Source organism: Luteitalea sp. (assembly GCA_009377605.1).
In the GTDB taxonomy this organism is placed as follows: Bacteria; Acidobacteriota; Vicinamibacteria; order Vicinamibacterales; family Vicinamibacteraceae; genus WHTT01.
The window spans coordinates 36,752-49,710 of the sequence record WHTT01000025.1; the positions used below are offsets into that span (position 1 = coordinate 36,752).

At 66.0% G+C, this 12,959-nt stretch carries 10 protein-coding genes; all 10 read left to right on the forward strand.

The window, feature by feature from the left end:
- Positions 1-40 precede the first annotated feature (40 nt).
- The 10 genes from GEV06_10620 (at position 41) to infB (ending at position 12,836) form a co-directional block, all read left to right on the forward strand.
- Entirely contained in the window at positions 41-1,219 is a 1,179-nt protein-coding gene (locus GEV06_10620) for a M24 family metallopeptidase (protein ID MPZ18349.1), read from the forward strand.
- Between the two features lie 150 nt (positions 1,220-1,369).
- Positions 1,370-2,887 (forward strand): PDZ domain-containing protein, encoded by a 1,518-nt coding sequence (locus GEV06_10625; GenBank protein MPZ18350.1) that lies wholly within the window; start codon positions 1,370-1,372, stop codon positions 2,885-2,887.
- Entirely contained in the window at positions 2,884-3,441 is a 558-nt protein-coding gene (locus tag GEV06_10630) for a CYTH domain-containing protein (GenBank protein ID MPZ18351.1), read from the forward strand. The genes GEV06_10625 and GEV06_10630 overlap by 4 nt, the downstream gene beginning before the upstream one ends.
- Entirely contained in the window at positions 3,438-4,421 is a 984-nt protein-coding gene (locus GEV06_10635) for an NTP transferase domain-containing protein (protein MPZ18352.1), read from the forward strand. Before GEV06_10630 ends, GEV06_10635 begins: the two co-directional genes overlap by 4 nt.
- Before the next feature lie 30 nt (positions 4,422-4,451).
- On the forward strand, positions 4,452-5,453 hold the full coding sequence (locus tag GEV06_10640) for a phosphotransferase (protein MPZ18353.1): 1,002 nt from the start codon (positions 4,452-4,454) through the stop codon (positions 5,451-5,453).
- A 21-nt stretch (positions 5,454-5,474) separates the two neighbouring features.
- Positions 5,475-6,422 carry a TIM barrel protein gene (locus GEV06_10645; protein ID MPZ18354.1) on the forward strand — a complete coding sequence of 316 codons (948 nt, stop codon included), beginning with the start codon at positions 5,475-5,477 and terminating at the stop codon, positions 6,420-6,422.
- A 77-nt stretch (positions 6,423-6,499) separates the two neighbouring features.
- Positions 6,500-7,795 (forward strand): asparagine--tRNA ligase, encoded by a 1,296-nt coding sequence (gene asnS, locus GEV06_10650; protein ID MPZ18355.1) that lies wholly within the window; start codon positions 6,500-6,502, stop codon positions 7,793-7,795.
- A gap of 116 nt (positions 7,796-7,911) precedes the next feature.
- On the forward strand, positions 7,912-8,430 hold the full coding sequence (locus GEV06_10655) for a ribosome maturation factor RimP (GenBank protein MPZ18356.1): 519 nt from the start codon (positions 7,912-7,914) through the stop codon (positions 8,428-8,430).
- A 73-nt stretch (positions 8,431-8,503) separates the two neighbouring features.
- Positions 8,504-9,898 (forward strand): transcription termination/antitermination protein NusA, encoded by a 1,395-nt coding sequence (nusA, locus tag GEV06_10660; GenBank protein ID MPZ18357.1) that lies wholly within the window; start codon positions 8,504-8,506, stop codon positions 9,896-9,898.
- 7 nt (positions 9,899-9,905) lie between these two features.
- Positions 9,906-12,836, forward strand: a complete 2,931-nt coding sequence (gene infB, locus GEV06_10665; GenBank protein ID MPZ18358.1) for a translation initiation factor IF-2 — start codon at positions 9,906-9,908, stop codon at positions 12,834-12,836.
- Positions 12,837-12,959 lie beyond the last annotated feature (123 nt).

The following is a 12,959-nucleotide window of genomic DNA, read 5'->3' on the forward strand; positions in this document are numbered from 1 at the left end:
GGGGACCCTCAAACCTCGAACCTTCGTTTATACTGCCGAAATGCCCTTGGATGTGGCCGCCGTGCAAGCCGCGCTTCGCGAGGAGGGGCTGGACGGCTGGCTGCTCTACGACTTTCGCGGGTCGAATCCCATTGCCCGCAAGCTCGCGGGCGTGAACGGCTCGGCCAAGCTGGCGACCCGCCGCTGGTACTATGTCGTGCCGGCTGTGGGCGACCCGCGCGGCCTCGTGCATCGCATCGAAGCACACGCGCTCGACGCGCTGCCCGGGCGCAAGCTGCAGTACGCAGATCGCGGCTCGCTCGACGCCGGGCTGTCCCAGGTGCTCGAGGGCTGCCGGCGGGTCGCGATGGAGTACTCAGCCGAATGTGCCATCCCGTACATTGCCCGCGTCGACGCTGGTACGGTTGAAGCCGTCCGGCGGCGCGGTATCGAGGTCATCTCATCCGGCGATCTCGTGCAACAGTTCGAGGTGCGATGGAGCGAACGGGGGCTCGAGACGCATCGGGCAGCGTCCGAGCGCCTCTACCGGATCAAGGATCGGGCTTTCGACGCGCTCCGCCGCGTTGCTGGCGGCCGCGACACGACGGAATACGCATTGCAGCAGGAAATGGCCGGGTGGTTTGCAGAGGAGGGGCTCGTCAGCGATTCGCCGCCGGTGGTGGCGGCAATGGCGAATGCAGGCGATCCACACTATCTCCCGACGGCCAACCAGCACCGGCCGATCCGTCGGAACGAGCTGGTGTTGCTCGACCTCTGGGGTACGCTGGACGAGCCTGGCGCTATCTTCGCCGATATCAGCTGGGTCGGGTTCACGGGACGGGACGTGCCGGAGGAGTACCGACACGCGTTCGCCAGCATCGTGCAGGCGCGCGATGCCGCCGTGGCAGCCGTGACCGACGCTGTCGCGGGTGGGCGCACCATCCGCGGTTTCGAGGCGGACCGCGCGGCACGCACCGTGCTCGAAGCCGCAGGTTACGCCGACCACATCCTGCACCGCACGGGTCACAGCCTTGGCGAGACGGTGCACGGCAACGGTGCCAATCTGGACGACTACGAGACACACGACGATCGTCGGCTGTTGGCGGGCACCGGCTTCACCGTCGAACCGGGTCTCTACTTCGACAGCTTCGGCGTCAGGACGGAGATCAACATGTACGTGAGCGACCGCGCCGCAACCGTCACGGGGCCTCGCCAAGCGGCCATCGTGGCGCTCGGGTAGGCAGGGGTGAGCAAAGTCGCTGTTCAAGTAGCACGTAGCGCAGGCCTTTAGGCCTGCCAATCGGGACGCGAATTCTCGGCAGGCAGGCCTAAAGGCCTGCGCTACGGATGTCAATGCAAGTGAGTTCTGGGCCTAGGGAGCGTAGTCATCATGCCGGCTCGCAGAACGACGTGGTTCTATTTGCTGCTCGTCGCGGTCGCCTCCACAGCGATCGGCATGGTGCTCGCCTCGCGTCTCGATCTGGCGTCCCATTCGGTGGCGAGCGGTCCGACCGCGCCGCCCCCCATGAACAGTGCGCCGCTCACCGGACCGGTGGACGCGCAAACGTTTCGCAATGTGGCGAGCGCGGTCAGCCCCATCGTCGTGAATATTCGCACGGAATCGACCCAGCGTCGCGGCTCCACCGAGCTCTTCGACGGAGACGACATGTTCCGCCGCTTCTTTGGCGGCGAACCGCGCGACCGCCCGCGCCGCAACGCGCCGCGCGAGCGTGTCGAGGGAGCGGGCTCCGGCTTCATCATCGACAAGGCGGGCTTCATCCTGACCAACAACCACGTCGTCGAGGGTGCACTGGGTATCGAGATTGGCTTCTTCGGCGGCGCACCGGATGATTACTATCCGGCGAAGGTCGTGGGACGCGATCCGCTGACCGACAGCGCGCTCATTCAGCTCACGCGGCTCCCCACCCGCGAGCTGCCGGTCGCGCGCTTCGGCGATTCGGATCTGATGCAGCCGGGTGACTGGGTGATGGCCATCGGGAACCCGTTCAACTTCGAACACTCCATCAGTGTCGGCGTCATCAGCGGCCTCGGCAGGCCCCTCGATGTGGCCGACGGCCGACGCGTCAACACGCTCCAGACCGACGCGGCCATCAACCCTGGCAATTCTGGCGGCCCGATGCTCAACATCCGCGGCGAGGTCGTTGGAGTGAACACCGCCATTCTGACGGCGCGCGCCAACAATTTGGGCATCGGCTTTGCCGTGCCCATCAATGTCATACGGGAGATCATCCCTCAGCTTCGGGAAGGCCGCGTCACGCGCGGCGTGATCGGCATTCGCATTCACCCGCTGCCGTCGGTGGGATTCGAGGACTTTGGCCTGACGCGCCATGTGGGCGCTCTTGTCGCCGCCGTCGATCCGGAAGGTCCGGCGAGCCGGGCCGGCCTCCAACCGGGCGACGTCATCGTCGAGTTCGGTGGCCGCGAAGTACGGGACGATGGGGAGCTCGTCGACCTCGTGACGCGTGCGCAGCCTGGGGCGCGGGTCGCGGTGAGGATACTTCGCCACCAGAAGCCGCAGACGATGCAGGTGGTGATTGGGGAGCTCAGGCACGACCAAGACGAGCGGCAACCTCGCCGCGAGACGACATCCTCTCGCGATCCGGAAAGCGGCGGTATCGGCGTGACACTGGACGAAGTGCCGCCCGAGCTCGTTCGCCGATTGCGCCTCCAGCGGGTCGCCCGTGGAGCGTTGATTGCCGATATCGAGCCGCAGAGCGCGGCCGAAGGCGCCCTCCTTCGCGGCGATGTGATCATCGAGATCAACGATCGGCGCGTCGCCAACGCCGCTGATGCCGCCAAGCAACTGGAAGCGGTCCCGCAGGATCGTCTGGCCAGACTGCTCGTGCTGCGCGATGGACAGCGCGTGTTCGTCCCGGTGCGAAAATGACACGTCCGGGCGTCGAGCGTGAGATCAAGCTGCGTTTTCCGTCGGTAGGCGAGGCTCGGCGTGCGGTGATCACCTCCGGGGCCACGCCCGTCGCTGCGAGGCGTCTTCAGGAGGATACATTGCTCGACACCTCCGAACGCCTGCTCGGTGAGCGCGGTTGCACGCTGAGAGTTCGTAGGGATGGGAAAGAGAGCCGCGTGACGTTCAAGGGCCCGGTTCAGCCTGCCGCGATGAAAGTGCGCGAGGAGATCGAAACCGCTGTGGGCGATGGCCCAACCATGCTCGAGCTGCTCGGTCGGCTCGGCTTCAGCCCCTCCGTCCGTTACCAGAAGTATCGCGAGGAATTCTCCGCGCCAGGCATCCTCGTGGCCATCGACGAGACGCCCGTGGGCGTGTTCGTCGAGCTGGAAGGGAGCGAGGAGGGCATTGCTGCGACGGCCTCGGCGCTCGGCCGCACCGAATCGGACTACATTCGCGAGTCCTACCTCACGCTGTTCCGGGCACACCGCGAAGCGCTCGGCCTCCGCGGTCCGGACATGTTGTTTCAACCGTGACAGTCTGGCCGCCACCCACGATGGTGCTGACGGCGGGCGTCGGTTCTCGCCTGCATCCACTCTCACACCTGAGGGCGAAGGCGGCGCTGCCGGTCGCGGGTGTGCCGCTCATCTGCCGCATCCTGGCACGGCTGCGGGCACACGGGATTCGAGACGTCGTTCTGAATCTGCATCATCGCCCCGAGACGGTCGCCGCGATCGTGGGCGATGGAAGCGACAGCGGCGTGCGTGTTCGCTACTCGTGGGAGCCGCGCCTGCTTGGGTCCGCCGGCGGCGTCAGTCGTGCCGTGCCGCTGCTCGATGCGGAGCATCTTCTGATCGTCAACGGCGACAGCCTCACGGACCTGGATGTCCGCGCGGTTTGGGACGCCCATGTGCGGTCTGGTGCCAAGGTGACGTTGGCGCTCGCGCCGTTTCCCGCACCAGGCAGATACGGTGGGGTCGTGCTCTCACCCGACGGTGCCGTCACCGGTTTTCGACGCCGCGGCGAGGCTCACGTCGGCCTGGATTCGCCACAGGTCTGGCATTTCATTGGCGTCCAGGTCGTCGCGCGCGCGCTTTTCGCGTCACTGCCAGCTGACGCGGCTGTCGAATCCGTCCGCGACCTCTATCCAACACTCTTGAGCGAGCAGCCGAGCGCTGTTCGAGGATTCGTCAGCGGTGCGACGTTCCTCGACACTGGCACCAGCACCGATTACCTCGACACGTCTCTAGAGCTGGCCGGAGCCGAAGGCGGCCGACTCGCGCTCATCGGACGCGGGAGTCGCGTGGCGCCGAGCGCGTCTGTCGTCGACACCATTGTGTGGGACGCCGTCTCTGTGGGGCCCGCCTGCGAGCTCACGCGCTGCATCGTGACCGATCGCGTCGACGTCCCGGCGGGATCACGATACGAGTCGAGTATCCTTATGCGCCGCGGCGACTGCCCCGAAGACGCGAAGGCACGCGTCGACGGCGAGCTGGCGATTGTGGAATTGAGGTAGGCCGCCTCGCCGAGGCGTCCCGACGGATTGATGATCACCGAAGGCGAGCAACGTGTGCAGGCCTATCTCGATCGCGCTGGACGCGGCGGTCGAGTCGTGAGGCTCACCAGCGATGCGTCCGATCGACGGTACTTCCGTCTCTTGATACCGTCGGAGACGCCGGTGGTCATCGCGCTCTATCCCTCCAGCTTCGACGCGGAGCGGCTCTCGTTCCTCAATGTGACGCAGCTCCTCGGCGAGATGCCGATCCCCATCCCGGAGGTGCTCGACTGTGCGCAGGATCTCGGCATTCTCGTCCTGGAGGACCTGGGCGACGTCACGTTGCAGGCGCATCTGGGTGCGGCGCCATCGTCGGATCACGCGGCGCTGTACCGCGAGGCGGTGCGGCTCATTGCCACGCTCCAGCGGTGTGGCGCCGAGCTCGCGTCGCCGCGTTACACGCCCTACACGGTGGCCTTCGACATCGACAAGCTGACATGGGAGCTCCAGTTCTTCATGAAGCACTTTCTCATCGCCTATCGCGGCGCCGCGCTCCACGAGACCACGCGCGCCGCGCTCAGCGAAGAATTCGCTCTCATCGTCGAGCAGGTGGCGTCAGAGCCCCATGTGCTCTGTCACCGGGACTACCACAGTCGCAACCTCATGCTCCACCGTGAACGTCTCTACGTGATTGATTTCCAGGACGCGCGGATGGGGCCCAACACCTATGACTTGGTGTCGCTGCTCCGCGACTCGTACGTGGACGTGCAGGATGCGACCGTGAACGACCTGATCGCGTATTTCCTCCCGCTCATCGGCCAGGCGAACCGCGTCGACGAGTTCCGTGCGCGCTTCGATATGATGGCGCTCCAGCGCAACCTGAAGGCGCTCGGCACGTTCGGCTATCAGACGACGGCCCGCGCGAATCCCGTCTACATCCAATACATCCCGCGCACGCTGCGCTACGTTCGGGACAATCTGTTCCGCAACCGGCGGCGCTTCGGCCGGCTGCACGACATACTCGCCGAACATCTGCCAGAGCTGCGCCGTTGATTCCCGGCGTCCCTCGATCCCTTGCCCCTTTATCCCTTATCCCTTTATCCCTTATCCCTTTATCCCTTTGCCCCTTTTCCCTTAAGCTTGGCGATACGCGTGGAATTCGGTCTGTCTACCCACATCGTGTATCCGGAGCGTCTGAGTCGTCGGCACCTCGATGCGCTGGCGGAGTCAGCCTTCACGCGCGTCGAGCTCTTTGCCTTGCGGAGCCACTTCGACTACCACGACCCGGGCGCGGTGCAAGCGCTTCGTGCGTGGCTCAGCGAGACCGGCTTGGCCCTGCACAGTGTCCACGCACCAATCACGAATGAGCTCCGCAACAGCGTGTGGGGCGAGCCGTTCTCGATTGGCGCGTCGGACGCCAGCCGGCGCACGACGGCCGTTCAGGAAGCGGCCCGCGCGCTCGCCATTGCGGATGAGATTCCGTACGGTTATCTCGTCGTTCACGTCGGGGTGCCAGATCAGTACGCGACGCCAGACGACAACCGGCATGACGCGGTGCGGCGGAGCCTCGAGGAGCTGCAGGCGCTTGCCGCTCCACGCGGCGTGCACCTGGCGCTCGAAGTGATCCCCAATGCGCTATCGACGCCCGATGCCCTGGTTCGCCTCGTCGACGAAGAGCTCGAGATTCCTGGCGCAGGCCTCTGCTTTGATTTCGGACACGCGTTCCTGATGGGCGATGTCGTCGACGGTATCGAGGCGTGTTCGGGGCACCTTCTGACGACGCACGTGCACGACAACGGCGGCACGCGCGACGATCATCTGTTGCCATTTCGAGGCGGCATCGACTGGGCCTCGGCCACGACGGCGCTGCAGAAGATCGGCTACGACGGCGCACTCGTCCTGGAGCTCGCAGCGAGCGCCGACCTGAACGTCACGCTCGATGCGGCGCGAGACGTGCGACATCGCCTCGAACCGTTGCTCGACCCAGCCCAGGCCGACTGGAACCCGTGGAGCGGCCTCTAGTGGGCGCGCTGCGCCAAGAATGAGCAGGAGCGGCGTAAAATACACCATTGCTTGGTGAAGGGTACGCCACTCCAACTATGCCAATCGCTTACATCCAAGATATCGCGCGGCACGAAGGCCAGGACGTCACGATCCGTGGCTGGCTCCACAATCGCCGCTCGAGCGGCAAGATCCACTTCCTCGTCGTCCGCGATGGTACCGGATTCGTCCAAGCAGTGATGTCCAAAGCGGCCGTGGGTGACGAGGCGTTTCGGGACGCGGGCCACCTCGGCCAGGAGAGCGCCGTCATCGTCGCGGGACATGTGCGCGCCGACGCGCGCGCCCCTGGCGGCTATGAGATTGACGTGCGCGATCTCCAGGTCGTGAGCGAGGCTAGGGATTTCCCGATCTCACCGAAGGAGCACGGCGTCGAGTACCTGCTCGACCGGCGCCATCTCTGGATACGGTCGCAGCGGCAGCACGCGATCTTGCGCGTGCGCCACGAGGTGGTCAACGCCGTTCGCGACTTCTTCAATCGCGAGGGGTTCATCCTGGCCGACGCGCCCATCTTCACGCCGGCGGCGTGCGAGGGCACGACGACGCTATTCCCGGTTCAGTACTTCGAGGACAACACGGCATACCTCACGCAGAGCGGACAGCTCTACAACGAGGCTACGGCGCTGGCGCTTGGCCGGACGTACTGTTTCGGTCCGACGTTCCGCGCAGAGAAGTCGAAGACGCGGAGGCACCTCACAGAGTTCTGGATGGTCGAGCCCGAGATGGCGTACGCGACCCTGGACGATGTCATGAGCCTGGCGGAGGGGCTTGTGGTCTCGGTCGTCGAGCGTGTGCTGGAGACGCGCCAGCCAGAGCTGCGGACACTCGAGCGCGACACGCGCCGCCTGGAGCAGGTCAAAGCCCCGTTTCCGCGGATTACCTATGACGAGGCAATCGAGCGGTTGCGAGCATCGGGCCAGCAGGTCAACTGGGGCGGCGACTTCGGCGGGACCGACGAAACCGTCCTCTCCGCGCAGTTCGACCGCCCAGTCATGGTGCACCGGTTCCCGGCGGCGGTGAAGGCGTTCTACATGAAGCCGGACCCCGAGCGTCCGGACATCGCGCTGGGTGTGGATGTGCTGGCACCTGAAGGATATGGAGAGATCGTCGGGGGTGGTGAGCGGCTGGCCGACTACGACCTCCTGCTGGAGCGCATCAAGGCGCATCAGCTCCCACCTGAGGCGTTCGAGTGGTACCTCGACCTCCGGCGCTGGGGCTCGGTGCCGCACGGCGGCTTCGGCATGGGCGTGGAGCGTGTCGTGGCCTGGATCTGCGGGCTGGAGCACGTGCGCGAGACGATACCGTTCCCGAGGATGCTGTATCGGTTGAGTCCGTGAGGCGCGCGGGCGAGGGTCCGAAGCACCGGATCCCGAATCGGCACGTGGTAGACCTCGCTCAATCGTCTTGTTATACTTACCTGTTGCATCGAGCCTCGCCTTCGTTCCTTGGTCACATGACAGTCGACCCGCGGGTCGAGCGTATCCGGGGAATGGCGGAACGCGTCGCCCGGTCGCACGACTTGGACATCTTCGACGTCGAGCTCAAGCGTGAGGCGGGCGGCTGGCTCCTGCGCGTGATTCTCGATCGCCCCGTGGCGCGTGACGACTCGGGTGCGGTTCTAGTCGAGCCCCTGGGAAGCGGCATCAGCCTCGACGAGTGCCAGCGGGTGAGCGAAGACCTTGGCACGCTGCTCCATGTCGAGGACGCGCTTCCCCTGCTGGATGCGGCATACACCCTTGAAGTGTCGTCGCCGGGGCTGGATCGGCCCCTCCGGGACCCTGACGATTACCGTCGCTTCACGGGACGCCAGGTGAAGCTCGTCGTGCCCGAGGGGATCGACGGACAGAAGCACCTCGAGGGCCGCTTGCATGGTGTCGAAGACGACGTGGCCCTGGTGGAGGTGCGGCGCGGACGCGTGGTACACATCCCGTTGCACATGGTGTCGCGCGCCAGGCTGGAAGTAGAGTTTTGACCGAGGCTCGATGCGGGGCAGCGTAGCGCAGGCCTTTATGCCTGCCGGACCCGCCCGAGCCTGCTGAAGTGCTATGAGCAACCCACTGTTGCAGACCATCGAGTCGCTCGCCAAGGAGAAGGGCATCGATCCGGAGCTCGTGATCAGTGCCATCGAGGAAGCGGTTGCCACCGCATCGCGCAAGGCGTACAAGACGGGCGAGAACCTGAAGGCGCGTCTCAATCCGGACACGGGTGACGTCGACCTCTTCGCCGTCAAGGAAGTGGTCGAGTCGGTGACGGGTGAGCTCACCGAGATTGCGTTGGATGAAGCGCAGCGGATGTATCGCGAGCTGTACGGAGAAGAGTATGCGAGCGCGATCGAGGTCGGGGACGAAATCGAGTTCCCGAAGTCGAAGGAGCCGCTTGGCCGAATCGCCGCGCAGACCGCCAAGCAGGTCATTTTTCAAAAGGTCCGCGAGGCCGAGCGAGAGAACATCTACGAGGAGTACAGCCAGCGCGTCGGTGAGGTCGTGACGGCGAGTGTCAAGCGCTTCGAGAGCGGCGACATCGTCGTGGAGATCGGCCGCGTCGAGGCCACCTTGCCGCGACGCGAGCAGTCGCGGGCCGAGAACTATAGCGTCGGCGATCGGGTTCGCGCGGTCATCAAGAGCGTCAACAAGAACGTCAAGGGCCCGCAAGTGGTGCTCTCGCGGACGGACCCAGCCCTCTTGGTGAAGCTGTTCGAGCAGGAAGTGCCCGAGATCTACGACGGCACGGTCATGATCCGCGGCGCCGTCCGCGAGGCGGGCGACCGCGCCAAGGTCGCGGTGTACTCGAGAGAGCGTGACGTCGATCCGGTCGGCGCGTGCGTCGGCATGAAAGGCACGCGCGTGCAGGCGATCATCCGCGAGCTGCGCGGCGAGAAGATCGACATCGTCGAGTGGTCGGAAGAGCCAATCGAGTTCGTGACCAACGCGATCAGTCCTGCGAGAGTGCAGCGCGTCACCATCGTCGATGAGGCCGAGAAGGTCATGGAGGTCGTCGTCGAGGACAAGCAGCTGTCGCTCGCGATCGGCAAGAAGGGCCAGAACGTGCGGCTCGCCGCCAAGCTCACCGGCTGGAAGATCGACATCAAGAGCGAGGAAGAGAAGCGCAAGGAGGTCGAAGCGCAGTTCGAGGGCCTCGCGCTCGAGTCCACGGAGGCTGCAGCTGACGTCGTCGCGGAGGAAGCGGCGACTGCGGCTGAGTCGTCCGTTGAACCGGCGGCCGAACCAGCGGCCGAGGGAGCCGGCGAGGAAGGTGTCGAGCCGGTTGAGGTGGGCTCGATTGAACCGGCCGAGGCGCCCAATCGGGACCAACTGGCCGAGGCAACAACGGAAGGGATGCCGGAAGCCGAAGAAGGTGGCGAGACGCCGGCGCCTTCCGAGGAGGAAGCCGTCGCGTCGGCGGCCAAAGGCAACGAAGAAGACCAATCGAATCGCGGTTGAGGCAACCTTGTCAACTGTTCGGATCTACAAAGTCGCGGAGTTGCTCGGCACGACGAGCCAGGAAGTCATGGATCTGCTGCGGCGGAACCACGGCATCGAGGTGAAGAGCGCTTCGAGCACGATCGAAGAGGTGGTCGCGCGCCAGTTCGTGGAGCGGCTCGCCCGCCAGCGGAGCATTGCGCTGCCGAGCCCCACCCAGATGTTCGTCGAGACGGGCGCACCCAAGGGCAAGAAAGCGGGCCGGACGGCCGAGCCGCCGCCTTCCGCCCCGAAGCTCGGACCGCCGCGCTTGGTGAAGACCGCCAAACCGGCGGCTGCCCTCGAGACGGAAGAGGGTGGCCTTGTGGAGGCAGAGCTGGAAGAGACGCCGACACAGTTCGTCGACCAGGCAGACATCGAGCCGCCTTCAGCGGCGGCCGTGCCGCGCGTCACGAAGCCGCGTGAGCCGACGCTGCGGTTCGAGGAGCCCGGGACGCCCGTACCGCCGACTGAGCTGCTGGCTGAAGCCACAACAGCGCCAACCCCGCACGCTCGCGCCAAGCGGGCTGGGCAGCCTGTCGGGGCAGGTGAGGCCGAAGCGCCTGCGCCGACGCTACGGCAGGCGCCGAAGCCAGAAGAGGTCGGACCAGAGGCGCGTGCGTCAGCAGCAGCGCCCGAGCGCGACCAGCCGGCCGAGGCGGGAGCAGCCGTGCCGTCAGCCCCGCCCGCCGCCGCAAAGCCGACGGCGCCGACACCACCGCCAGCGCCACCTTCTGGTGCCGGACCGAGACCTGCAGCAGCTCCGCCGCCTCAGCCGCGGCACGCCGTCGTGCCGCCACGCACCGGCCGTGTTGTACCGCCAAGCATTCGGCTCCGGGTCGAGGATCCGGCCGCGCAGCCGCGACCGATCCCGCCAGCGGCCCCGGCACGCGCGACGCCCGGCCAGCCGGCAGCCGCCCGAGGACCGGCGCCGCCTCCCGCGACACGGCCGCTCCCGGGTGGTCCACGACCACTCCCATCACAGCCCATCCGCTCTCCGCTGTCCGCGGCGCGCCCGAGCTATCAGCCCACGGCGCGACCGGCGCCGCCGCCGGTGCGTCACACGCCGAACTATGGGCGGCCGCGACCGAGTGGCGGACGGATGCGGAGTCGACACACCTCGCGTCCGGCGGCCCCAGCAGCGCCTGCTGCCCCACCGCCCATTACGCGGACGGTCACGCTTGCGGAAGGCATGACGGTCAAGGACCTCGCGGACAAGCTCGAGGTCAAGGTGAAGGACGTCCTCAAGCGTCTGCTCGAGCGCCGTATCGTCGTGACGATCAACACGACGCTCGACACGCAAACGGCGACCACGATTGCACGGGAGTTCGGCGCCGACGTGATGATGCAAACCTTCGAGGAAGAGATGCTGCAAGCGGAATCGGAGCACGTCCGTCCGGAGGATCTCTCGACGCGTGCCCCGGTCGTCACTGTGATGGGTCATGTCGACCACGGCAAGACCACACTGCTCGACGCGATCCGTGAGACGCGCGTCGCGCAGCGCGAAGCCGGTGGCATCACGCAGCACATCGGCGCGTACCAGATTGGCATCAACAATCGCAAGGTCGTCTTTCTCGACACGCCAGGTCACGAGGCGTTCACGATGATGCGCGCGCGCGGCGCAAAGGTGACCGACGTGGTCGTCCTGGTGGTGGCCGCCGACGACGGCGTGATGCCGCAAACACGCGAAGCCATCGATCATGCGCGCGCGGCGGGCGTGCCGATCCTCGTCGCCGTCAACAAGGTGGACAAGCCGGATGCGAACCCAGACCGGGTCAAGCGAGAGCTCGCCGACCTCGGCTTGATGCCGGAGGACTGGGGTGGCCAAACGGTCATGGTGCCAGTCTCGGCCCTGAAGCAGCAAAATCTGGAGCTGCTGCTCGAGATGATCCTGCTCGTGTCCGACCTGCTCGAGCTGAAAGCCACTCCAAGCCGCTCCGCCACCGGCACCGTGCTAGAAGCCAAGCTCGATCGCGGGCGCGGGCCCGTGGCCACCGTCCTGGTGCAGGAAGGCACGTTGCGCGTGGGTGACACGGTCATCGCCGGCACTGCCGTAGGCAAGGTCCGTGCGCTCATCGACGACCGGGGCCGGCACGTGAAGGACGCAGGTCCAGCGACGCCGGTCGAGGTGCTCGGCCTTGGCGATGTGCCGCAACCTGGTGATACGTTCCAGCAGGTCGCCGACGCCGCCAAGGCGCGACAGATCACCGTCTACCGCCAACAGATTGCGCGGCAGAAGTCGCTCGAGGCGCGCTCTCGCCGCGTGACGCTCGAGACACTGCAGCAGCAGATCGAACAGGGCGAGGTCAAGGAGCTCGCGCTGATCATCAAGGCGGATGTGCAGGGCTCCGCCGAAGTGCTCGCCGACACGCTTACGAAGCTCGGTGACGAGCGCGTCAACGTGCGCGTCATGCATGCCGGTGTCGGCGCCATCAATCGGTCCGATATCCAGCTTGCTTCCGCGTCGAACGCCATCGTGATTGGCTTCAACGTGCGTCCCGATCGTGCCGCAGTCGAGGAGGCAGAGCGCACCGGCGTGGACGTTCGCCTGCACTCGGTCATCTACAACATCACCGACGAGATCAAGAAGGCGATGGCGGGGCTGCTGGAGCCCACCTACCGCGAGGTCAAGCTCGGCTCGGCGGAGGTGCGGCAGCTCTTCCGCGTGCCGAAGGTTGGGACGGTCGCCGGTTGCATGGTCGTCGACGGACGCATCCTCCGCTCTGGTGAGGCGCGGCTCCTCCGCGACAACGTGGTCGTCTATGAAGGCAAGCTCGGCTCTCTGAAGCGCTTCAAGGATGATGTGGGCGAAGTGAAGGCGGGGCTCGAGTGTGGCATCTCGTTCGAGCGCTTCCATGACTTGAAGGAGGGCGACGTGATCGAGGTGTTCACGGTCGAGCAGATCGCAGCGACGGTCTGACCAGCCAGTGCTAGCGTTGGCACCCTCCAAACGGCGGAATGCCATCGATCGTCGCTCTCCTGACCATCGAGCTGCTATCTTGCCCCTTGATCCCTTGACCCCTCGATCCCTTCGTGAGCGAGC